Source organism: Cryobacterium sp. MP_3.1 (assembly GCF_035984795.1).
In the GTDB taxonomy this organism is placed as follows: Bacteria; Actinomycetota; Actinomycetes; order Actinomycetales; family Microbacteriaceae; genus Cryobacterium; species Cryobacterium zongtaii.
Map to the genome: position 1 here is coordinate 1 of NZ_JAXCHV010000027.1, position 21479 is coordinate 21479.

A 21479-nucleotide genomic window follows, 5' to 3' on the forward strand; every position below is an offset into this window, starting at 1 on the left:
TGTTACTGTGGTAAGTACAATTTTCCCTGATAAGACGGGCATTCTCTGTTTAACGCGCCGCTAGATTCCGATCCCGATCGGTGGATTTAGGCTAATAGAGCGAAATATCCCGGAACATGCTGCGAATGGCCGTTGGCGTTCATCGGAGTCACTTCGATGTGTGCCGGCCCGTCGGCGATCAAGTGCCAGTCCGAGTCCGGGAAGGTGTTGTGCCGTTCCTGCGTGCCAAAATGTCCGGGGCGGGGCAGGTTTTCCAGTGCCCTTTGCAACTGCCGTGGCATGCTTCGCCGGGTGGCGCCCAGCTCTTGCAGGTAGGCGAGACTGCTTCCGGGAAAGTTGGTTTCGGCTAGGAATACCCGGCCGTTGTTCCCGACAACGGTGCGTAGGTTGGTAGCCAGGCTGGCTTGCTGGTCTGGTTTTAGCACATGAAAAACTCCGCGAACAAAAACGTTGGCAGGCCCCACTGACTCCAGCAGGTGCTTTCCAGCACCAGGTTCCGTTGCATCCATAGCCAGGAACTCAACGTTGTGGAGGCCTGCGGCTTCCCGCCTCGCTAGCGCGATGGCTCCGACCGATACATCAATGCCGAAAGCCCTCGGGAAAAGACCAGCAAGCCAGCGGGTATTGGTTCCGTTGCCACATCCAATGTCGATGACGGGAAGAGCCGGATTGAAATGTCCCAGGACGGCGTCGGTGTACTGCTCGAGCTCAGTCTGGGATCCGGAGTCCCACAGTACGTCTCCCGAACGGCCGGTGGTGCGGATTCCGCGCCAGTACCCGTCCCACGCCGCTGACGGGTCCTTCGGTGCCCGGGAGGTGAGGCGCACTACCGATGGAACAAGTAGCATTTGCTCCCAAAGCTTTGACATGCTCTCACTCTACTGACGCTGCGCGAGACTCCTGAGCCTCCCCAGAACCATCTCGGGCGGTAGCGGGCGGTCATAGAAATAGCCTTGTCCGTATAGGCAACCCATCGTCTGCAGCAGAATCGCCTGTTCGGCGGTCTCAATGCCTTCGACGATCGCTTTCAGGCCCGCCGAGTAAATCAGTTGGAGAATGGCAGCAACGAATTTCTGCTGCTGTGGGTCCGATGCCATGTCCTGAATCAGGGAACGGTCGACTTTGACCGTGTCTGCTGGAAGCGTTCGGAGATAGCTGATGGACGAATAGCCGGTGCCGAAGTCATCAATTTGCAGCCCCACACCGAGATCTCGCAGCTCGCCCAAGACCTGTTCTTCCGCCGTTCCCTTCGACATCAAGACGGTCTCGGTGATCTCCAGAACCAATCGCGGCGGAGCCACATGATTCCTAGCGAGCGTCTCCCTGACATCTTCCAGCAGGTCACCGCGCAGCAGTTCGGCGGCGGAAAGATTGATGTGTAGGCAGAAGTCTGTGAGCTCAGGCTCGGTTTCGCTCCAGCGTCGCAACTGGGCGACTCCTTCGTGAAGCACCCAACGTCCTAATTCCAGGATCAGGCCGGTTTCTTCCGCGATGGGAATGAAGCTATCCGGCATGATGAGTCCGCGCACCGGATGGTGCCACCGAAGGAGGGCTTCGAAACCTATGACTGTTCCTGAGGCCAATTCAACCACCGGCTGGTAACGCAGCGCCAGCTCGCCGCCGGCGACGGCGTTACGAAGCTCGGCTGTGATGCGTGAGCGTTCACGGACAGAGTCGAGCATGTCGGGGTGGAACAGCTGGATGTTGTTGCGGCCATGCGCCTTCGCCTGGTACATGGCGATGTCAGCATCCCGAATCAGCGACTCAGCTGGATGGCCCGGCGTGCCGATACGCACCCCGATGCTGGCCATCGCCCAGACGGTTTCGGTTCCAACCTGCACGCTGTCCTGAAGCTGCGCCGACGCCCGGTGCGCAATATTCAGGACTTCCTCTTCCGTCGCTTCGATGATGAGGATGGCGAACTCATCCCCACCCAGACGTGCCACGGTATCTACGGCCCGTACGGCGCACTTGAGGCGCCGGGCAACCTCGATCAGTACTGCGTCACCGGCCCCATGGCCCAGAGCGTCATTGACGGCTTTGAAGGAATCCACGTCCAGCACCAGCACAGCCGGGAGTTTTCCACTGTCCGTGCTGGCCAGGATTGCCTCGTTGATTCGCTCGTTGAGCAGGGTCCTATTCGCAAGGCCCGTCAAGTCGTCAGTCTTTGCCATCTGTTCCAGCTCGGCCTGAGTTTGCCGCAGCATGGCGGTACGGTCAGAAACCTGCTGTTCCAGATTCGAGTAGATGTAACTGAGTTCCTCGGCGAGGAGGTTGACGCCGGTGATCACAGCGTCGATGTCATCCCTCAAGTCAGACGGCTCTATCCGCGCGTCCAGGTCGCCGGCAGCCAACCGGACAACACCCTCCACCAACTGCTGCAAACGAGGGTCATCGGCGTCGTCTCCCGAGCTCATATCACCCCAAGACGCACTCTGCGCAGCGCTTCTGCACGCTTAGACACCGGCAGTAAGCCATTGCATGGCTTCGCTGCGCGAGGTAAAGAATTTGGTCGGACACGGCGGAATGTGCACACCGAGAAAGAAATTCGCCAAGACTCGGTCAACAGGTGATTTGCCCAGAAGAGCAATGCGCGAGGCGCTGCAGGGAATAGACCACACGGACCTGGCCTCTCGGCTCACCGACCCGACCGCTGCCATATCGACGAGCATGCCCCGACGTTCGTTCCCGCACGCGTCGTTAACTTTCGCCATCGCGAGGTGGGCATCTTCGATCTGAATGTGAGCCCCGGGCTGCCAGCGCAGATGGAGAATTCCATCGACCGTTTCGAGAGTCTCTTTTGCGCCGTCTGCAGCGACCGGACCCATTGCAACGTCCTCCCCCGGGCACGCAGCCGAACCGTTCAGCCACTCCTCAAAGCTACTCGTGTTCAGGTGCTTATCAAATCAATCCCCGACCAATATTCACGGCAGTGTCATCGACGGCGACGACAGCTTCGCATCGGGCACCAGCCGAGCCTGGGTCGCGTGCCGCTGAAAGGTATCAGCCACGGGGTTGCGTCGCCGGGCCAGGCTCCCCGACGGCGGCTTCGGTACCTGCCCGGCCGCAGCGGGCCGGCCCCCGCCCAGCTCCATTCAGCAGGTCTAAGGTGCAAGCCATAGCCGGCAGAGAGCGTCCGCCGATCGTGGCCCCACGAACCCCCGAAGAGGCAACCTATGGCAGAGAGCGCCCGCCCGGGGCCATGCGCCCAGGAGCGTTGGCAGCCCTAACCTGCAGGGAGGAGCGTCGGCAGTATCGTCGCGTAACGGAGCAGGAACGCGCGCTCGTCGAGATGCTTGCGCCGGAGCCACCCGGTGACTTCGTTGTTGTGTTTGCTCGCGTTGCAGGACGGGCAGGCGGGAACCACGTTCTCGAGGGTGTACCGGCCGCCCCGAGAAATCGGCATGATGCAGTCACGCTGCAGGGCCGGGCTCTCTGCTTGGCAATATGCACACCCTCCCCAAGCGGCGAGGAGGTCAGCCCACTGTGACGCGGTGAGGTCGTTGTCGACGCGGGCGAGCCGTCGTTGCCGGCGCTTCGCGTAGCGCGCACGCGCTGCGGGGGAAACGGCTGAGAACTTGCGGCGAGGGGGCACGACTAAACGGTACTCCGGCCGCGCGCGGTCATCCGTTCGCTCGTTCGCTTCGGAAGGGTGCGCGACGAACCAGCCAAGCCTTCTTCGGCGCCCCGTACGGTTTCGGAGCCAGCCTTACAACCACTTCCGCCGCTTGAAGATCCCCCACAGCCCCAGCCCCATCACCCCCATCGCCGCCACGGCCACCGGGTACCCGAACTGCCAGTGCAGCTCCGGCATGTTGTCGAAGTTCATCCCGTAGATCGTGCCTACCAGCGTCGGCGCGAACAGGATCGCCGCCCACGAGGAGATCTTCTTCACTTCCTCGTTCTGTGCCAGGCCCACCTCCGACAACCGCCGGGTCTCCTCATTCTGCGCCAGGCCGGCCTCCGAGAGGCGGCGCATCTCGTCGTTCTGCTGCTGCGTCACCAGGGTGGCGTGCACGGTGAGCGCGTTCTCCAGCAGCGCCCGGAATGAGGCGGCGTGCTCGGTGACCCGCAGCACGTGGTCGAGCACGTCCCGGAACGAGCGCTGCAGCTCCACGTCCACCTGGTACTTCTCCGAGCCGCGAAGCAGCGCCTCGAGCATGCCGCGCAGCGGCCCGGTGGCGCGCTGGAAGTCGATGACCTCGCTGAGCAGTTCGTAGATGCGCCGGGACACCGACGGGTCGCCGCCGAAGAGCTGGTTCTCGATCTCGTCGATGTCGTTCTCCAGCCCGGCGACGACGGGGGAGTAGGCGTCGACGACCTCGTCGAGCACGGCGTGCAGTACCGCTTCGGGCCCGAGCGCGAGCAGGGCCGGGTTCTGCTCCATCCGCCGGCGCACGTTGGCCAGGTCGGGGTTTTCGGCGTGCCGCACCGTCACCACGAAGCCCGGCCCGATGAACACGTTCACCTCGCCGAACTCCACTCGCTCCTCGGCGTCGAGGTACCAGGCGGGCCGCAGCACCACGAAGAGGGTGTCGCCGAACCGCTCCAGCTTGGCCCGCTGGTGGCCCTTGAGCGCGTCTTCCACGGCCAGCGGATGCAGCGAGAACTCGTCGGCAACGCTGCGGATCTCGTCCGCATCGGGCCGGTACAAGCCGATCCAGGCCATTCCCTCGCACTCGCGCAACTGGCGGTACGTCTCGTCGAGGCTGTGGGGGCTTGAGGTGCGCTGCCCGGTCACGTAGATGCCGTTGTCGATGAGTGCCATGGTCCTACTCCGTCGTTCGGTCGACGAGAGCACGTGAGCAAGCCGGAGGTGACTAGGCAGACGTCGGGATTCGACGGTGTACCAGAGGTCACCTCGCAATGGAGGTTCAGTTGCGCGCCACTCCCAGCGCGACGCCCGGCCTAGAAGGTCAGAGCGAAAACGACGATCGCCGAGGGAGTGGAGCGCGGACTATCACCAGCCATGGCCGCTCACCTGCCTTCGATCGAAGATTGTCGTGGCCCTGCGTGGGCCTCGGATACCGTAGCACCCCAGGGCATCGAGATTGGAAATCTGACTTGTGAGGAGCGCTTATGGGTAGCGCTGACTCAGCCCCATCAGGGATGCGTTACCCGCCCAGGTAGCGCGGGGCTCGCGTCGGCGACCCGACGCCCCAGGCCTTCCAGCAGCAGCTCCAACCCATAGTCAAACTCGTCCGCGAACGCATAACCGCCCCCGCCGAACAGCTCGGCGCGCGAGCGCGCAATGTGCGGATACAGCTCCGCCGGCGCCGCGACCTTGACAGCGAACGCCTCCTCGGCGCCGTCCCCCGGTTCGAAGGGCAGGCTCGTCTCGGTCAGCGCGAACCCATACACGTAGGCGTCGATCGCGGAGAACGCATGTGTCGCGAGCGCGGCGCTGAAGCCCTCGGTCATGAGCACGCCGAGTAGCCGGTCGTGGTGCTGCAGCAGCGCCGGGCCGGGATTGGGGCGCGATTCCATCATCCCCAGCGCCCACGGATGAGCGGTGAGCACCGACCGTGCCGATCGTGCCCGGGCGGTGATCGCCTCCCGCCAGCTATCGCCGACCTCGGGCAGTTCGATCCTCGCGAACACCCAGTCGGCCAGGTCGTCGAGCAGCGCCTCCTTGCTCGGCACGTGATGGTAAAGCGACATCGCCTCAACGCCGAGAACCTTCGCGACACTGCGCATACTCACGGCGGCGACCCCCGCGCCATCAGCGACGGTGGCGGCGGCGGTGATGATCCGATCCCTGCTGAGCGGTGTGCGCGATGCCATAGATCCATTCTTGTGCACTTACGGACGTAAGGCTAGCATGGCTCTCATCCTTACAACCGTAAGGACAGAAAGTGCCCGCGGTCGTTGTCAGCGATCGTGGACCAACCCATCCTCACCACAACAACGGAGTACCTGATGAAAACACGTCAACAAACCACCACCACGCTGGAAGACCAGCGGATCCCAGTGCAGGCCAAGCTCGCAGCAGCCTGGACCAGCTTCATGTTCCTCGTCATATACATCGACTACTTCCACCTCTACCAGCCCGGCGAAATCGACGAAATCCGGGGCGGCGACATCTTTGCGTTCGAGATCAGCGGGACATTGATTTCAATTTTCTTCGCGCTCATAGCGATCCCGACCCTGATGGTGCTGCTCTCCATGACGCTGCCCGCCCGGGTGAACCGTGCCACGAACCTCGTCGTTGCCGTGCTTTTCATCCCCATCTGCGTGTTCAACGCGGCCGGGGCGTCCTGGGACTGGGCCTTCTACTACGGCTTCACCATCGGAGTCGAGGTGCTGATCCTGGCCTTCATCCTGCGCTCCGCCTGGACCTGGCCCCGCACCGCACCGCCGGCAGACATGGCGATGAGCCCCGAGCTTGGGGTCATTCGCATCAAGCAGCACGATTGAACGGGGTAGGTAGTGCCCGTGCCGCTTGGAACCATCTGCCGCGGTGCCGCGGTGGGGGCTCCGTGGGGTGGCACACCGACTGCTACCGGGCGGTAGGGGCTTCCATGGCCCCTACCGCCCACTCTCCAACTGACTGGTGTCTGGCAACGATCTCTACCAGGGCGCCATCCGCTCTGGCCGAGAGGCAGGCGCGGATTGCGCCGTGAGGCCGGTGCCCGGGACCGGTGCGGGTGTGGGTCTCGATGATGTCGTAGTGAGCGGCGCGGAGTTCGTCGCTCAGGGCGGCTACGGGCCATCGATACGCCGTCGTGATCGCGTGCTCGAACGGTTCGACCACCGGGCCCTCGAAGAAGCCGAGCAGAAGCTCGCCGCCCGGGCGCAGCACACGCGCGAACTCGGAAAGCGCATCCCGGAGTGATTTCGGCTCGTGGTGAATGAGGGAGTACCAGGCGAGGACGCCCGCAACCGTGCCGGGTGGTTCCGGCAGCGCACCGATGTCGCCGATCGCGAAAGACACCTCCGGATAGGCCTGTCGGGCGTGGTCGATGAAGCCCGGCACCAGGTCGACACCTCGAATCCTCACCCCACGCTCGGCGAGATGCCCGGTCCACTGCCCGGGGCCGCAGCCGGCATCGATCAGTGAGCCGTCGAGCCGCTCGGCCCACCCGGTGACAAGCTGCAGGTCCGATGGATGCACCGACGTGATTGAGCCCAGGTGCTCCGCATACTCCGCCGCACGGCGGGCATACGCGGCTCTGATCTCGGGTGGCATACCTCCGAGCCTAGGATGCTCCGCGCCCTCTTCACTCAGCACAGGGCGTGCGCCCGGGGCTCGACCAAGCCGAAGCATCCCGGCTCTTACAGGATTAGAAGCCGATCCAGTCGCCGTTCGAGTCCAGCTCGTAGTCGGCAACGCTCGCCTCGATGATGGTGAGGGTGCCGCTCTTCATGACGGTCATCTCCACAGAGGCGAATGCGTCGATTGTGCCGTCGGTCTCGATGGGGAAGTCGAACTGATCTGAGCTGCCGTCGTCGAGCGGATCGGAGGCGCAAGACTGCACGAACGTCAGGGTCTTGGAATCCTCAGAGACGTACGTGCCCGGCTCGGGGTCGGCGGCGTCGAGATCATCGATGGGAGTCGCGTCCAGCGCCGACCACGCCGGCTTAGCGGAATACGGCGCCTGCTCCAGGTTGGCAACGATCTCTTCCACCTCCGCGGCGCCGCCTGGGGCGCTCGCCTCGGCTTCCTCCACGGTCTCGACGCCGAACTGCCGCATCAACACACTTTCGAGTTCGGCTTCGCCCTCGGCGGCGTATTCCTCTTTCGTCATCGACGGTCGGCTCAGCGCGTCGAGGCCATCTCCGCGATAGTCGATTGCCAGGTCGACAGCGCACGACTTGGACGAGTCCAGTTCGCGGGCTTTCGCCGTCACCTCGCCCACCAGCAGCCCGTCGGCATCGGATCCCGCGGCCTCGACGAGGGACTCAGGAATGCGGATGACCAGCTCGCCTTCGGAGCCGTAGGCGGGGGTCTGAAACTCGAACACCCCGGCCTTGGGGGCTCCGTCAGAACTTGCATTGTTGTCGACGCCATCGCCGGTCGATGCGGTGGAGCACCCCGCAAGCAGCAGAGCTGTCGCTGCCGCCAACGTGGTGGCGGCCAGCATGGATGTCTTGTTCAATGTCTGCATGTATACCCGCGCCCGGATGCCGGACGCGTTCCCCCTTGTATCCCCCGTGGCGATCCGCCGCTCCACCCGGAACGGCCGCCAGAGTCGATCCTATCGAGAGAGAGTGCCCAGCTTGTGGCTGGGCGAACGGCCTCGACTGACCGCCCAGCAGGCCGAGATCAGCGAGACGTCGGTCAGTGTCGGCCGCCGGCAGTGCGGCGGCTCGGCGTGATTCAGCTCTCGCGCTTGGGGAGGCCGTCGAGTCGCAGCGTTGAGGACTCGTCCCGGTGGCTGCCGTCCGAGCCCACATGCTTGTCGGGGACCGCGCCGTCTGCGCCGTTCTTCAGGACGCCGTAGAGCGCCATGGCGTGCCCGCGTCCTACGCCGTAGTCATCACGGAGCCAGGCGACCACCTCGCCGGCCTTCGTTGTCGAATCGAAGCCGCGGGCGCTGGCTTCGTCGAGCAACTCCTGGGGCGTCCTGCCCGTCTTCGTTTCGATCGCGTCGAGGTAGGCCTGGTATGACATTGCTCTTCCCTTCCGAGCCGTCGGTGCCGTTTTGCTAGAACTCTAGCCGCCGATCCGCCGCCGCTCGAGGAGCCGAGCGGCGGTCGAGTCAGCTGTGACCGGGATGCATCAAGTGGAGCGACTGCACCTACCAATCGTTGCCACCAGCACTGGGGAGTGGACAGTGCACGTGGGTAGGGTGTGTCGCCGCAAGCCAGTCTCATCTCGGACACGTCCAATGTGACTCCGGCGACCGCGAACCCCACACCGAAGCCTAAACGCACCGCAACTCCGACCCCCACCCCCACGGCTATCGCCACTGAGGCTGAGGTCCAGGAAGCGACAGCAATACCCTTTGCTGCCGTCACCGTGGACGACGACACCATCGATGTGGGCACCTCCGCCGTAACCGTCGGCGGCGGCAACGGCGAGAAGGTGACCACCTACCTCGTCAAGTACATCGACGGTGTGGAGGTCTCGCGATCAATCGCACGCGAAGAGACCACCGTTCAGCCGGTCGACGGAGTTACCTCAGTCGGCACCCGAGTGCCCGAGCCGGTGGTCGCAGCGGAGCCGGTGCCGGAAAGTAACGGCTGCGACTCCAACTACGCCGACGTCTGCGTGCCGATCGCGTCAGATGTGGACTGCGCCGGCGGCAGCGGTAACGGTCCGGCGTACGTCGACGGTCCTCTCCGCATCGTTGGATCGGATGTCTACGACCTCGACCGTGACGGCGACGGAATCGCCTGCGACGCATAAACGCCGCGAGCGGGGCTCGACTGATCCAGCACGAGTGTGGAGGGTGAGATCGAGCCTCGCCTAGACCAGCGTCGAGATCCGCCACAGAAACCACGCCGTGGACGCGATGCTCACCACGAGTCCGGCGATAGCCGTTCCTCGGCCGGTCAGCTGCCGCCCGGCGCCTTCGAGTTCAGCGGACTTCGCGATGCCAATCGCCGAAAAGACGATTCCCAGCACGCTCGGGATCGCCACCGGATTGATGAGGCACGAGACGAGGGCCAAGACCAGCCCGGTGTACGCCATCGAGTTGTTCCGACGAATCTCTCGGTCCTTCTCCTTGCGCGTTGGCTTCTGTGCATACGACACCGCTGTGCTGTGACTCGCCATTGGTACGTATGCCGGCTTTGCGGTTGCGGGCCCGACTGTGGTTCCGTACACGTAGGCAGGCGGCGGTACCGGCATGGGTTCGGCGGTGCGCCGCTGATCTGACCACTCTGCGCCTGTCCACCAGCGCAGCAGCGCGCCATCTTCAGGGTCTCGGTACCAACCGGCTAAAGGCAGAGTCAAAGGGATTCCCGTCGTGTGGGCGCGCCAACACGACGCAAATTGAAGCGTATGAGCGCACGGGGCGCATCCGCTAACCCCCAGTGTGGGTGCCCACGGCCCTGGTCGAGGTGAGGTATCTGCTGCCGGTGTCAGGCGACGACGTCAGCCGAATCCTCAACCATCGCATCGGGCGCCAGCCGAGCCTGGGTCGCGTGCCGCTGAAAGGTATCAGCCACGGGATTGCGCCGCCGGGCCAGGCTCCCCGACGGTGTTTCCACCAAGTCATGCAGACCCATCGTCAGCAAGTGGTCTGCCCGGGGTGCCTCGGTGTGGCGCCATGTCCATTCGTACATATCGAACAGCGGCCACCAGGTGTACCCCACAACGTTGACGCCGTCGGCCTTGAGCTCGTGGAGCGCGCCGACCGAGGCATCGAGCCATCGACGCCGTTCATCGACCGTGCCGGTCACGCTCGTCTCCGTGAGCATCACGGGTGCGCCATACCGGTCGGCCCAGGTGGTGAGTACGTCTTTCAGGCCCTCCGTACCGGTGTCTTCATAGGGGCGAGGATCGGCGAATCCGCCGCCGTGATGGATGCCCGCCTCGAACACCTCGGTGGAGTGCAGCGGGTAGTAATTGACGCCCATGACATCGGGCCGAACCGGATGCGCCCGGAACCAGTCGAGGAGAGAGTCGTCGGCGCCGCCCCGTTCCAGCTGGCCCAGCAGCGGGTGGTCCGGTCCGACGGCGCCGGTGACGAGATCCTCGACGAGGAATCCCTGGTGCCGAAGCCGCGTGACGGTGTCCGCGTGCTCGGGGGCATCCAGGGCGCCCGAGTACCGGATGCCCGCATCAACGTGCACAAAGGTGGCCCGGTCACCGAGCACCGACGCAATCGCGTGCTGAGTCTTCACGAACCCCTCAGCGAGGGCGGTGGCGATGCTCACCATGCCGGTCGGGCCCGAGAGATAGGGCGGCCAGTACGCGTACTCGCCGGAGAACAGGGCGTGGATGACGGGCTCGTTGACCGGCGTGTAATCGGTGGCGACGTCGCCGTACCGTTCGGCGAACCGCTGGGCGTATTCGGTGACGTGGTCGGGATAGTCCGGGTTGGAGAACTGGCCCTCGAGCCAGAGGGGAGTGCCGTAGTGCAGCAGATCGATCACCGGGCGTAAGCCCAGCTCGGCATACCGTGCCATCACGCCGTCCACCCACGACCAGTCCCATCGGCCCTTTTCGGCGGCCACCCGATGCCACGGCACCCCCCAGCGCACCAACTCAGCGCCCACATCGCTGGCCAGCTGCAGGTCGCCGGCGTACTGCGCGTAGTGCTCGGTGAGCTCGTATTCATCGATGGCGCGCTCGCCCGGGCGGGCCTGCGGCACGAAGGTGTCCTCGATGCCGACCGCGAAGTGCAGTCGGCCGTCGTCAAACCAGGTCATGTTGCTCGATTCGGTGGTGATGGTGGTCAGTGGATGGCGGCGGGCTATTTCAGGCCGCTGCTCGCGACGCTCTCAATGAAGCGCCGCTGAACCAGCAGGAAGAGGATTGCGAGGGGCAGCACGGCGATGAGGGCGCCGGCCATCATCACGCCCTGGGGGATGATGCCGCCGGGGCCGGTCAATAGGGTCAGGCCCGAGGTGATGGTGCCGTGGTCCGATTCGGTGGTGAACACCAACGGCCAGAGCAGGTCGTTCCAGTTGTTGACGAAGGTGAAGATGCCTAGCGTGAGCAGCGCCGGGATGGCGTTGGGGAGCACCACGCTCCAGAACACCCGAAACTCGGAGGCGCCGTCGATCCGGGCGGCATTGTCGAGGTCCCGCGGGAGGGACAGGAAGAACTGCCGGAGGAAGAAGATGCCAAACGCGTCGGCCGCCCGCGGCAGGATCAGCCCAGCAAAGGTGTTCACCCAGCCCAGGTCGGAGACCAGCTGGTAGATCGGGATCAGCGTCGCCTGAAACGGGATCATCAGGCTGGCGATGATGACGATCAACAGCACCTTGCTGCCCCGAAAATCCAGCCGGGCCAACGCGTAGGCGGCTAGCGAGTCGAACACCAGGGCGAACAGGGTGACCCCGCCGGCGAAGACGAAGCTGTTGCCGATCAGCCGCGCGAATGGCAGCTCGGAGAAGATCGCCCGAAAGTTGTCGAGCGTCCACTGGGTCGGGGTGAGCGTGGGTGGGAAGGCGTTGACTTCGGAGGCCGGCTTGAACGCGGTCAACACAATGATGATGACGGGCAGCATGATCGCCGCAGTCACGACCAGGAAGCCGACGAAGTAGAGCGCCCGGGTCAGACTAATCCGTGGTGGGCGTCGGCGAACGGTTCGGGTGGATGCCGGGGTCGGCAGCGCCGCCCGGCTGAGGGTGCTGGTCATGAGCTGGTGTCCTCTCCACGCCGACCGAAGAACAGGAACTGCACGAGGCTGAGGAGCAGAGTTGCCACCAGCAGGACGTAGGACAGCGCGGAGGCGAAGCCGAGTTCGAGGTCCTTGAACCCGGACTGGTAGATCTCCATCACGATCGTCTGGGTGCTCCGGTACGGGCCGCCTCCGGTGAGTACATAGATCTGGTCGAATGCCTGCAGCGCGGCGATCAGCGCGATCACCACCACGAACGCCATCGTGTTGCTGAGCATCGGGAAGGTCACGTTCGTGAACCGGCGCCACCCGTTCGCGCCGTCGAGCGATGCCGCCTCGTACAGGCTCTTAGGGATGTCTTGCAGGCCCGCCAGGAAGATCACCATGTAGAAGCCGAAACTCTTCCACACGGCCACGAGCACCACGGTCGGCATGGCCAGCGCCGGGTCCTCCAGCACGTTGCCGATCCGAATACCGACGGCCTGCAACCAATAGTTCAACAGCCCGATCTGCGGGTCGAGCAGGTACGACCAGGCGAACGCCGCGACGGCCAGCGACACGATGAACGGAAGGAACAGGGTGGTGCGGAAGAATCCGCGGAACGGCAGCTGGGGACTGTTGACTGCGAGGGCGAGCACCAGCGCCACGATCAGGGCGACGGGCGTGAACAACACGGCGTACAACGCGGTGTTCCCGATCGACTGCAGGATGCTCGGATCGGTGAAGACCCGCGCATAATTCTCCAGGCCCACCCAAGTTTCCTGCCCGAATCCGCTGGCGTCGGTGAAGGAGAGACGGAGGGCCGAGCACATCGGCCAGCCCACGAAGGCCGTGAGGATGATCAGGGCCGGGGCCAGGAACCCGACGACGACGGCCCGCCGGCGGAAGCCGTCGTTCAGCGGTCGTCTGCCGCCGAGCTGACCGGGCGGGCGCCACGGTCGGCGTCGTTGGAGAGATGAGGTCGTCATCGGATTCCGGCTCAGTTGTCCAGCGCCTGCTGCACGGACGCCTGTGCGGCGGCGAGCAGCTCGGCGGGGTCACCGCCGGCAAGTGCCTTCTGGGTGGCCTCGTCCACGGCGGTCAGCACATCGGTGCTGTTCACGACGCCGGGCAGGAGCGCCCGGCTGGTGTCGGAGATTTCGGTGAGGGCGGCGACGGTGGCGTTCGCGCTGACGTCTTCCGCGGTCACGTCGGTGCGCAGCGCCGGCCAACCGGAACCGAGTGACCATGCTGTGGCCACATCCTTCTTGTTGAAGTAAGCCAGGAAGTCCTGCGCGGCGGCTTGTTCGGCATCCGTCGCCTGAGCGGTGACGGCCATCGAGACGCCGATCGCCGACGCGGCCTGGGCGTCGGGGCCGGCCGGAATGGCCGCGATGCCGTAGTTGATGCCGGCGTCGGTGGCGAGACCCGTCATCCAGGGGCCGCCGATGTGCATGACAGCCTTGCCCGAGGTGAAGAGGGCGTCGGCGTCGATGCCGTCCAGACCGGTGGGGGAGATCAAATCCTGCTGCACGGCGTCGGCCCAGTAGGTGAGGGTGTCGATGTTGGCGGCCGAGTCCACGGTGGCCTTGGTGCCGTCGTCGTTCGTGATCGAGCCGCCGCCGCCCTCGAAGAGGCTCGCCCAGACGCCGTTGCCGACGGTGCCGTGGTCGGGCAGCGCCATGCCGTACTGTTCGGGCGTGCCGTCGCCATCCGCGTCGATGGTGGTGGCCTTCGCGGCGGCGACCCAGTCGTCCCAGGTGGCCGGGAAGGTCGTGACCCCGGCGGCGGCCAGCTTGTCTTTGTCGTAGAAGACCGACAGCGGCACGAAACCGGTCGGCACGCCGTACTTGGAACCCTCGACGGTCTCCATCGCCACGGCCTCCTCGTTCAGCTCCGCCGTGTTGCTCGTGTCATCCGCGTAGAAGTCATCGAGGTTGACCAGGGCCTTCTTGGATGCGTAGACCGGGAGGCGCTCGGCGGGCATTGCGACGATCTGCGGGCCTTCGCCCGACGACAGGGCCGTCAGGAGGGTGTCGTCGATGACCGCCCAGGTCTTGGTCTGGGGGGTGACCACCACGTCGTCCTGCGACGCGTTGAAGTCCTCCACGATGCCGTTGAGCACATCGCCGTCGGCCTCGGTGTAGCCGTGCCAGAAGGTCAGGGCGACGGGCCCCTCGCTAGCGGCGGGGGTGGCGGCGGCGCAGCCGGACAGACCGGAAACGACGACGGCGGAAGCCGCAAAGGCGGCCAACAGCTTCTTCACTGGGTACCTGCAATCTGCTTCCCACAACGCTGTCGGGAAGTCACTAGAAATGGGTTTCGACGTAATTTACATCGATGTAAATTTGAAGGTACGGCATGATTTGAGCGCTGTCAACACCGCGGTGGAAACGGGCGCATCGGCCGGCTTAGTCGTGGAGCAGGGGCTCCATGGCGGCGGGGACGGGCTATGCGGAGGGGCTAACCGTAGACGCGCGCACCTCGAGCGAGTAGCCGACCTCCACGTGCACCGATTCCGCGGCGTCGCCGCCGGCTTCGATGCGCGCGAGCACCCGGTCGACGGCCAGGCGGGCCAGTTCCTCGCGGCCGGGGGAGATGGTGGTGAGTGCCGGGCTGGAAAAACGCGCGTCTTCGATGTCGTCGAAGCCCACTACGGCGACGTCCTCGGGAACGCGCAGGCCGGCAAGCTGCAATGCGCTCAGGGCGCCGAGGGCGAGGGCGTCGTTGAAACAGACGACCCCGTCGAACTCCGTACCGGCGGCCAGCAACTGCGTGACAGCGGCCGCGCCATCAGCGCGGTGCCAAAGCGGCACATCGGCGACCAGCTCGGGCGAGATCTCGATGCCCCGAGCGGTGAGTGCCTCCGCATAGCCGTTGAACCGGAGGGCGCTGGTGCCGACCGGCCCTTCCGGATGCGCGCCGACGACGGCGATGCGGCGGCGCCCCAGATCGAGCAGGTGTTCGGTGGCGGTGCGGATCGCGGCCGTGTTCGGCAGGGTGATGTGGTCGGCAGGGCTGCCCTCGACCCAGTCGCCCAAGACGACCACGGGGAAGTCCACGGACAGGCCGCTGACGTCGCCGGGGCCCAGCGCGATGGGGCTAAAGATAAGGCCGTCGATGGCGTGGCGGCGCATGGCGGCGACCGTGGCGATCTCGTCATTGTCGGTGCTGGTCTGCTCGATCAGCACGGTGTAGTCGTGAGCCTTCGCGGCCCGGATGACGGCATCCGCAAGTTCGGCGAAGTAAGCCTGGCTGAGTTCGGGAACGGCAAGCCCGATCACCTTAGTGCGCCCCGACCGAAGGTTGCGGGCCGAGATGTTGATCTCGTAGTCCAGCTCGGTCACGGCGCTCATGACCCTGTCGTGCATCCGCGTGCTGACGTGCTCGTAGCCCGAGAGAACGTTGGAGACGGTCTTGACCGAGACCCCAGCGAGGCGGGCGACGTCTTGCATGGTCGCGGGAGAACCGTTGCCTCTCACCGTTGCCCCATTCCCCACGCGCCGTTGTCCGGATCTCACCTTGACGGTACCGCACCGGGACTTCCTCGGTGGGGAGCGATGGCACCCAAGCCTAAGTCCCTGCGGGTGAAAAGAAACTGGCCGAGCCGGGTGGCGAGGACAACCCTGAGCTGCTTCCGGCCCGGGCTGAACGACGCACCCCCTCGACGCAGCTCACCGCACCGAATCGTCAGGCTTCTGCGCGCGGATGGGGCGGGAGGTGACCAGCAGCACCACCCCGAGCCCGAGCCACCACAGCATCGCCAGCGGAATCAATGCCACCGAGCCAAACCAAAAGACCTCAGGCAAGTCGATACTTGCCGCCATCAGGATTGGACCAGCGAGGACCACCACCAGTCGGAGGCCGGTGACGATCCCCAGGACGCACAGCCAGATAGGCAGGGCACGAGAGCGTGCCCCGGCGACACTGATACCCACGGTCCAGACACCCAGCGAGAGGAGGCTCGCTTGGGCGAAGCCGTGGATTCCTAACGTCTGAATGGTGAGGTAGGCGGACTCACCCCAGCTGCTGTTCATTCCGTCGATGTAGAGCAGCGGCCCCACCGACAAGCGCAAGACCCCGTGCATGAAGAGAAACGCCGCCGACAGGACTCCGAGCGCGCTCAGGCTGCGGCGAGTGATGCTGCTGGCGCGGGGTGCCAGCGCATCCGAGACGGCGACACTCGCCACCACGAACGCGAGAGCCATGGCGACAAGCACGACCCCGGCAAGGGCGTAAAACTGCGGATACCGGCGCAGATAGTCGAGGCTCACTGCGGGGTTGTCGGTGTCATCGAAACCGAGAACCGGTGGCAGCAGCTCGAGGGTGAACCAGGCAATGCCGCCCAGCCCGGCAATGACCACCGCGATTCCACCGGCACGCAACGCTGCCCGATTGGTGGTCGTGGCCGGGATCTCCGCCGACCCGGTCCTGTCGTTGTCTTCGCTGGATGCACGCACGGTGCGCTCCTCTGGGGTCGCTCCCGTGCTGGCAGTCAGGGCGAGCCGGTCACGGTTGAGCGATGCCCGGAATAGTACTCGCAAGGGCGGCCGAGCGGAACGCACTCACCTGTCGTCCACCGGCGCGGTGGCCCGAGGTCCCAGGCCCCAACCGTTCCGCCGCTTGAAAATCCCCTACAGCCCCAGCCCCGTTACGCTCATCGCCGCTACCGCCACCGGGTACCTGACCCGTCAGTGCGGTTCCGAAACGGTGTCGAGTTTCGTCCCGTAGATCGTGCCCATCAGGGTCGGCGCAAACAGGATCGCCGCCCACCACGAGATTTTCTTCACCTCCTCGTTCTGCGCCAGACCCACCTGTTGGCAACGCTTAATCGGCCGGCAAGAGAGTCGGCAGGGCCTTCGAAGAAACTGAGCAACAGTTCACCGTCCGGCCGCAGTAGCCGGGCGAACTCGGCGAGAGTCGCGGCAGAGAATCTCGGGGGATGTCGCGGTTGTGCGGGGAGATGAGCCTCTCCGAGCGAATCGGTGCTTCGCGCTATCGCTTGCCGTACTTCCGGTGGACTGCCTGCTTGCTCACGCCGAGCCCTTGGGCGATAGCTTCCCAGGACAGTCCGGCGCTGCGAGCACTGCGTACGAGGCCTGCTTCTGTGCGAGCTAACTCTTGACGAAGCTCAGCAACGACTTGCAGGGCGTCGGCGGGCCCCTTGCCATCCATCGATCCAACGAGGGTTTTCATCCGCTCGGTTTCCATTCGTCAATGCTAGTTGACCGCGCGGGGGAGGTTACGCGAATGCTCCCGATCAGGTACCGGGCCCGCCAATGGCAACGCGCGAGGGAGACACTGTTCCGGGTCCGAACTCCGTGACGAGCCGAAAGCCCTGTCTGTCGACAGGGCCGTGGGTAGCTGAGAGCACAACGACTCCCGTGCCGGCGTCTCGGTCGAGACCTATCCAGCTGCTAAAGCCACCGGTGCTGCCGTTATGCCACGTGATGTCGCGGCCCTTGTATTTGAGTCTGATCCATCCCGCGCCGATACCGACGCGGGGAGTGAACTGCGCGACCGGGTCAAGCGCGGAGAGACCCCGAGCTGTCCCGTCTAGGACCGACCGAAGAAAACCCCGCATCGACGTGATGCTGGCACGGATACCTCCCGCCGGCGCGACCGCCTCACCCACCCAGGCCCGCATCGGGCGCCCGAATCGACTGGATCCCTCCAGATCATTTCGCCCAAGATCCTCCGCTCTTGCGGGAGTGGTGAACCCGGTGCCGAGGACCTCGAGAAGAAGTTGTTCGTAGCTACTTCCCGCTGCTTCCGCCACGGCGTGGCCGAGCAACTGAAAACCCAGGTTCGAGTACCTGGGCCGGGGAGCGCCCAAGCGAATATTGCGCGTTTGCTCGAGTAGGTCGGCTAGCGAATCACCGTACGGGTTATGGCCGCGGGTCAGAAACGCGAGGTATCGCCGAAGCGGATGCATTCCGGGAGGCAAACTGGGAAGACCGGAGCAGTGAATGGCTAAGGAACTGAGCGTCACCGAGCCGACATCTCCATGATCCTCAAGCGGAAGCAGGTCGCTGAGGATCGTTGTCTGCGACACGAGACCTCGCTCTGATACGTCTCGATACAGCATGCCGGTGAGCGCTTTCGAGATTGACCCGATCTCGAAAGAAGACTGAGGGTCAGCGCCCCTCATCGCTGTCATCTCAAGATGAGGGGTGATCACAGCCACTGCACATGGCGATGTTGAGCGAAACGCGTGGCCCACCGCGCGCACAAGCTCAGAGTCTCCGGTCCAATTTGCCATCACGATGAATCTTCCTCTCCAGTACCTGACAACCGCGATGAGGGGCAGATCCGCTCTCGGCCACGGGCTACGTCAACACATATTGACGCCTCCGTTTGTCGACGTTAGTTGATGCGCCGAGAAGTGTCAACTTTTGTTGACCAGGGTTGTGGCTGCTGGCCTTGAATCGGTGGGGGTCGGTCCTCGAGGACGTGTTGCTAAAGCCGCTGGTGAGCCAGTGGAGGGTGGCGGCGAGGCAGAGGCCGGCGCGATGATTGCGGGCAGATTTATCCGAGCGCATCGCGATCCCGCACTCACCTGTCGTCTCTCGCCGCGGTGGGCCGAGGTCTCAGCCCTGCAGGATTGCCGCCCACAACGATATTTTCTTCACCTCCTCGTTCTGCGCCAGGCCCACCTGTTCGCAACGCCTACTCGGCCGGCAAGAGAGTCGGCAGGATTGTCGCGTAGCGGAACAGGAACGCGCGCTCGTCGAGCTGCTTGCGGCGCAGCCACCCCGTGACTTCGTTGTTGTGTTTGCTCGCGTTGCACGACGGGCAGGCGGGAACCACATTCTCGAGGGTGTACCGGCCGCCGCGCGAGATCGGCAGGATGCAGTCCCGCTGGAGAGCCGCGCTCGGTGCTTGGCAGTACGCGCATCCGCCCCAGGCCGTGACGAGGTCGGCCCACTGTGCTGCGGTGAGGTCGTTGTCGACGCGGGCGAGTCGCCCTTTCCGGCGCTTCGCATACCGCGCACGCGCGGCCGGTGAAGCGGCGGAGAACTTGCGGCGAGGGGGCACGGCCCAACGGTACTCCCGACCGCGCACGGTCATCGGTCTCACCAGGTTTCGACAGGCTCAAGTAGCGAAGCGGCCCGGTTCGTGTTTTGACTCACCGGGTTTCGACAGGCTCAACCGGCGAAGCCGCCGCAGTCATCTGCTCAGGCGGAAACCCGGGCCAGGATCGCGCCGTGCGGCCGGTGCCCCGGCCCCGTGCGGGTGTGGGTCTCGATGACGTCGAAGTGAGCGGCCCGCAGCTCGGCGCTCAGCGCATCAACGGGCCAGCGAAAGGCGGTCGCGATGGCATGCTCAAACGGTTCGAGCACCGGCCCCTCGAAGAAACCGAGCAACAGTTCGCCGCCTGGCCGCAGCACCCGGGCGAACTCTGCAAGAGCGTGGCGGAGGGCGCCCGGCTCATGGTGAATGAGCGAGTACCAGGCAAGAATCCCCGCAACCGTGCCGGCCGGCTCCGGCAGTGCGCCGACGTCGCCGACCGCGAAAGACACGTTGGGATACGTGCGTCGGGCGTGCTCGATGAAACCCGAAACCAGGTCGACACCCCGAATGCTCACTCCACGCTCGGCGAGATACCCGGTCCAGTGCCCCGGCCCGCAGCCGGCATCGATCACCGGGCCGCCCTGCCGACCGGCCCACCCGGTGAGCAACTGCCGATCCAGCGGATGCACCGACGCCATCGACCCCAGCTGCTCGGCGTACTCCCCGGCACGCCGGGAATACGCGGTTGTGCTCTCGAAGGCCATGCGTTTGAGCCTAGGAGGCCTCGCGCCCGGGAACCGTCGACACCGCCGTGGGCTTCGTGAAACCGTCCGGACTGCAGATCATCGCAATCTGATTCGGCGAACCCGTGCCCGCCCCACACTCCACCCCACCCGCGGAGGCCATGGACTGACAGTGCCGGAGAACCGCCAAACCCACTGCCAGATATGCAACCTCGGGGAGAGCAACAGGTTCGTCGGCCGAACACGGAGGACGAGAAGGTTGTGCGGCTCCGCCCTACCTCGACGATGAGCGCGCGCGAGCTTGCGCGGTCTCTAGTTGGGAACCGCAGTTCCCGACTCGAACCGGCTCCACGTAAGTGACGCATGGGATCCGGCCACTTTCGCGAGGCCGTCCAACATCGGTTCCGTGCTGGTCCCGCCAAATCGGGGGGTAACCCAGGTGATTCCATCCTCGATGATGTCGAGGTCGAACCAGAGATGAGCCGGGGTGCGGGACGGGTACTTACGGATGAATGCCGCCTCGACTGATTCGTGCGGTTCAGGCTGGACAGGAAGCCAGCGCCCAGGTTGAGTGACCGACTGAAGTTCTTGAAGGTCTACTCCAGCGCCGTGAAGCTTCTGCAAGGCGAGCTTGACTGCGGCTTGCTTGCTCAAATTGGGGAAGCTCGTTCCCGCCAGCTGAAGGCTATATCGCGTGAAATCTCGGCCGGCGGAGATTCCGGCCGTTACCGCGGCACCCTTCTGACGCTGCTGAATCTGGAAGTCCTTTGCTTCTGGGAGGGGGATGATTTGCTGCACATCGAGCAGAACGTCTTTCTCCAGTCGATATGCGACCAGGCGGAAGCAGGAGATATCAGTGCTGTAGTTCTCGTTTAGCCACAGGACGGTACTAGTGACCTCGGTGCTGAAGTCCGCAGCAACCAGGATAATTCGAACATGGTTGGGCAGCTCTTCGACTGGTTCATCAAGCCAATTGAGAATCGTATTTCTGGCCTCGGCTACCGGGAGGCTGCGGAAATCAGCAAGTGTCTCTACGAGGTGGTCCAGGGTCACAGTGGAGACCATGGCTGCATATCGCAGCGCTTGGAGCTCCATATGCCCTCCATCTTCCGTTCGCTTCAACTCAATGACGACCAAAGTGCCAGTGCGATCAATGGCGAGAATATCAATCCGACGGCGGGAGTCTTTGAATAAGTTGTACTCCTCGGCGATGACGAGAAGGTCACCGCTGATGATGCTCATCCGCTCAATCAGAAGCCGCTGCAGGTCGTCGCGCTCTCGAATGTGCTCAGCCGCCAGGGTCGTGCGTACTAGAGGTTCGATCTTGGAAGTTGAATAGCGGTACAGGGGCATGGGCTCAGTCTGGCGGACTCGGGTGACAACCGGGTGCATCGTTTTGTTGGGTGGCACAGAAACGTGTCTCACGGACTCCCGCCGAGGTGCGTTGGTGGTCCTTCTTGTGGGGCAACGGAATCCATTGATGCCCCAACTGCTAGGTTCGCCG

24 protein-coding genes and 1 pseudogene are annotated in these 21479 nt (G+C 64.5%); 2 read left to right on the top strand and 23 right to left on the bottom strand.

Annotated features, from left to right (window positions below):
* Positions 1 to 86: 86 nt before the first annotated feature.
* The 6 genes from RCH12_RS14555 to RCH12_RS14580 form a co-directional block, all read right to left on the bottom strand.
* Complete coding sequence (locus RCH12_RS14555) at positions 87 to 869, bottom strand: class I SAM-dependent methyltransferase (protein ID WP_327017327.1); 783 nt, start codon at positions 867 to 869, stop codon at positions 87 to 89.
* A 9-nt stretch (positions 870 to 878) separates the two neighbouring features.
* Entirely contained in the window at positions 879 to 2417 is a 1539-nt protein-coding gene (locus RCH12_RS14560) for a putative bifunctional diguanylate cyclase/phosphodiesterase (protein ID WP_327017328.1), read from the bottom strand.
* 39 nt (positions 2418 to 2456) lie between these two features.
* Entirely contained in the window at positions 2457 to 2828 is a 372-nt protein-coding gene (locus RCH12_RS14565; RefSeq protein ID WP_103430117.1) for a DUF7793 family protein, read from the bottom strand.
* A gap of 398 nt (positions 2829 to 3226) precedes the next feature.
* Positions 3227 to 3595 carry an HNH endonuclease gene (locus RCH12_RS14570; RefSeq protein ID WP_103430116.1) on the bottom strand — a complete coding sequence of 123 codons (369 nt, stop codon included), beginning with the start codon at positions 3593 to 3595 and terminating at the stop codon, positions 3227 to 3229.
* Positions 3596 to 3709: 114 nt separating this feature from the next.
* On the bottom strand, positions 3710 to 4768 hold the full coding sequence (locus RCH12_RS14575; protein WP_088456908.1) for a magnesium and cobalt transport protein CorA: 1059 nt from the start codon (positions 4766 to 4768) through the stop codon (positions 3710 to 3712).
* A 335-nt stretch (positions 4769 to 5103) separates the two neighbouring features.
* Positions 5104 to 5784 carry a TetR/AcrR family transcriptional regulator gene (locus tag RCH12_RS14580; RefSeq protein WP_327017329.1) on the bottom strand — a complete coding sequence of 227 codons (681 nt, stop codon included), beginning with the start codon at positions 5782 to 5784 and terminating at the stop codon, positions 5104 to 5106.
* A gap of 135 nt (positions 5785 to 5919) precedes the next feature.
* Here RCH12_RS14580 and RCH12_RS14585 point away from each other — a divergent pair, with 135 nt between their 5' ends.
* Positions 5920 to 6417 carry a DUF6326 family protein gene (locus RCH12_RS14585; protein WP_327017330.1) on the top strand — a complete coding sequence of 166 codons (498 nt, stop codon included), beginning with the start codon at positions 5920 to 5922 and terminating at the stop codon, positions 6415 to 6417.
* An 82-nt stretch (positions 6418 to 6499) separates the two neighbouring features.
* Here the strand turns inward: RCH12_RS14585 and RCH12_RS14590 are convergent, their stop codons facing one another.
* The 3 genes from RCH12_RS14590 to RCH12_RS14600 form a co-directional block, all read right to left on the bottom strand.
* Positions 6500 to 7189, bottom strand: a complete 690-nt coding sequence (locus tag RCH12_RS14590) for a class I SAM-dependent methyltransferase (RefSeq protein ID WP_327017331.1) — start codon at positions 7187 to 7189, stop codon at positions 6500 to 6502.
* Positions 7190 to 7283: 94 nt separating this feature from the next.
* Positions 7284 to 8084: a hypothetical protein gene (locus RCH12_RS14595; protein ID WP_327017332.1), complete on the bottom strand. Its 801-nt coding sequence runs from the start codon at positions 8082 to 8084 to the stop codon at positions 7284 to 7286.
* A gap of 236 nt (positions 8085 to 8320) precedes the next feature.
* Positions 8321 to 8614, bottom strand: a complete 294-nt coding sequence (locus tag RCH12_RS14600; RefSeq protein WP_327017333.1) for a DUF4287 domain-containing protein — start codon at positions 8612 to 8614, stop codon at positions 8321 to 8323.
* Positions 8615 to 8905: 291 nt separating this feature from the next.
* Here RCH12_RS14600 and RCH12_RS14605 point away from each other — a divergent pair, with 291 nt between their 5' ends.
* Positions 8906 to 9352, top strand: a complete 447-nt coding sequence (locus tag RCH12_RS14605; protein ID WP_442784580.1) for a G5 domain-containing protein — start codon at positions 8906 to 8908, stop codon at positions 9350 to 9352.
* Positions 9353 to 9412: 60 nt separating this feature from the next.
* Here RCH12_RS14605 and RCH12_RS14610 read toward each other — a convergent pair whose 3' ends face one another.
* The 14 genes and pseudogenes from RCH12_RS14610 to RCH12_RS14670 all read right to left on the bottom strand — a co-directional run bounded on the left by RCH12_RS14610 (position 9413) and on the right by RCH12_RS14670 (position 21328).
* Complete coding sequence (locus tag RCH12_RS14610) at positions 9413 to 9637, bottom strand: hypothetical protein (RefSeq protein WP_244285986.1); 225 nt, start codon at positions 9635 to 9637, stop codon at positions 9413 to 9415.
* Between the two features lie 165 nt (positions 9638 to 9802).
* Positions 9803 to 9901: pseudogene (locus tag RCH12_RS18560) on the bottom strand (DUF2510 domain-containing protein); the annotation flags it as partial.
* A gap of 128 nt (positions 9902 to 10029) precedes the next feature.
* A complete protein-coding gene (locus RCH12_RS14615) occupies positions 10030 to 11322 on the bottom strand; it encodes a family 1 glycosylhydrolase (protein ID WP_327017335.1) in 1293 nt (430 codons plus the stop codon).
* 44 nt (positions 11323 to 11366) lie between these two features.
* Positions 11367 to 12257: a carbohydrate ABC transporter permease gene (locus RCH12_RS14620; protein WP_327017336.1), complete on the bottom strand. Its 891-nt coding sequence runs from the start codon at positions 12255 to 12257 to the stop codon at positions 11367 to 11369.
* A complete protein-coding gene (locus RCH12_RS14625; RefSeq protein WP_327017337.1) occupies positions 12254 to 13207 on the bottom strand; it encodes a carbohydrate ABC transporter permease in 954 nt (317 codons plus the stop codon). The genes RCH12_RS14620 and RCH12_RS14625 overlap by 4 nt, the downstream gene beginning before the upstream one ends.
* A gap of 11 nt (positions 13208 to 13218) precedes the next feature.
* On the bottom strand, positions 13219 to 14484 hold the full coding sequence (locus RCH12_RS14630) for an ABC transporter substrate-binding protein (RefSeq protein WP_327017338.1): 1266 nt from the start codon (positions 14482 to 14484) through the stop codon (positions 13219 to 13221).
* Positions 14485 to 14668: 184 nt separating this feature from the next.
* Positions 14669 to 15673, bottom strand: coding sequence for a LacI family DNA-binding transcriptional regulator (locus RCH12_RS14635; RefSeq protein WP_327017339.1), 1005 nt, complete (start codon positions 15671 to 15673; stop codon positions 14669 to 14671).
* 219 nt (positions 15674 to 15892) lie between these two features.
* The gene (locus RCH12_RS14640) at positions 15893 to 16678 is read right to left on the bottom strand and encodes a hypothetical protein (RefSeq protein ID WP_327017340.1); all 786 of its coding nucleotides are present in this window, start codon (positions 16676 to 16678) and stop codon (positions 15893 to 15895) included.
* Positions 16679 to 16909: 231 nt separating this feature from the next.
* On the bottom strand, positions 16910 to 17032 hold the full coding sequence (locus RCH12_RS14645) for a hypothetical protein (RefSeq protein ID WP_327017341.1): 123 nt from the start codon (positions 17030 to 17032) through the stop codon (positions 16910 to 16912).
* A 181-nt stretch (positions 17033 to 17213) separates the two neighbouring features.
* Positions 17214 to 17429: an AsnC family protein gene (locus RCH12_RS14650; RefSeq protein ID WP_327017342.1), complete on the bottom strand. Its 216-nt coding sequence runs from the start codon at positions 17427 to 17429 to the stop codon at positions 17214 to 17216.
* A gap of 49 nt (positions 17430 to 17478) precedes the next feature.
* Positions 17479 to 18405 carry a serine hydrolase domain-containing protein gene (locus RCH12_RS14655; RefSeq protein ID WP_327017343.1) on the bottom strand — a complete coding sequence of 309 codons (927 nt, stop codon included), beginning with the start codon at positions 18403 to 18405 and terminating at the stop codon, positions 17479 to 17481.
* Positions 18406 to 18887: 482 nt separating this feature from the next.
* Positions 18888 to 19256 carry an HNH endonuclease gene (locus RCH12_RS14660; RefSeq protein WP_327017344.1) on the bottom strand — a complete coding sequence of 123 codons (369 nt, stop codon included), beginning with the start codon at positions 19254 to 19256 and terminating at the stop codon, positions 18888 to 18890.
* 140 nt (positions 19257 to 19396) lie between these two features.
* A complete protein-coding gene (locus RCH12_RS14665; RefSeq protein ID WP_327017345.1) occupies positions 19397 to 19996 on the bottom strand; it encodes a class I SAM-dependent methyltransferase in 600 nt (199 codons plus the stop codon).
* 291 nt (positions 19997 to 20287) lie between these two features.
* Positions 20288 to 21328: a hypothetical protein gene (locus tag RCH12_RS14670; protein WP_327017346.1), complete on the bottom strand. Its 1041-nt coding sequence runs from the start codon at positions 21326 to 21328 to the stop codon at positions 20288 to 20290.
* Positions 21329 to 21479: the final 151 nt, after the last annotated feature.